We start from the raw sequence: 660 nt of genomic DNA, 5'->3' as shown, positions 1-660 counted from the left end.
GTGATTGATGCCCTGCGATCCGAAAAGGTGTCTGGTGTGGGGAAGGAGTATATGGAGCTTGGCATAGATTCATTGCTGGAGTCTGGGGCGCTTAGGGATATTCCATTTGTGAATACTGTTGTGGGCGTATTCAACGTTGCCGGTTCCTTTAGAGATCAGTTGCTTGCCAAAAAAATCCTGCGGTTTCTCTTTCAGCTTTCGGAGGTTCCTCAGGATGAACGAATTGCGATGACTGAGAGGCTGAATGCGGATGATAAGTTTGCTGAGAGGGCAGGGTCGGTGGTGATTGAAATCCTGGATAGGATGGAGAGCGATATAAAGCCTGAGTTGGTTGCAAAAATATTTGAAGCCTATGCAAGGGGTGTGATATCTTTTGGAGAGCTTCGTCGATTATTGACGGCCCTTGAAAGAGTCCCATCTTTTGATATATGCAGGCTTGAAGAGTTTTCACGGTCCGTTGAGGGAAACTGGATGAAATATGATGAGGCCCTCTTGCTATCGTTCGTGAATTCGGGATTGGCTCAAAATAATGGTGGACTTGATGGTGGTGTAATTACTCCAACAGTCCTATGTAAAAAGTTTGTTGAAATTGGACTTTGTTCATAAACTCGTGCTGCTGAGAGTTAGAGCGGCTGGCAGGGCGTCGATGCATTTCTCGAA

1 protein-coding gene is annotated in these 660 nt (G+C 46.1%); it reads left to right on the top strand.

Annotated features, from left to right (window positions below; all coding sequences use genetic code 11):
• Positions 1-606, top strand: a 606-nt coding sequence (locus K9U40_RS23195) for a hypothetical protein (RefSeq protein ID WP_282892428.1), incomplete at its 5' end; no start/stop codon positions are given.
• Positions 607-660: the final 54 nt, after the last annotated feature.

The organism is Xanthobacter autotrophicus, from assembly GCF_030015065.1.
Lineage (GTDB): Bacteria > Pseudomonadota > Alphaproteobacteria > Rhizobiales > Xanthobacteraceae > Xanthobacter > Xanthobacter autotrophicus_D.
This window is presented reverse-complemented; position numbering and strand designations above follow the sequence as displayed.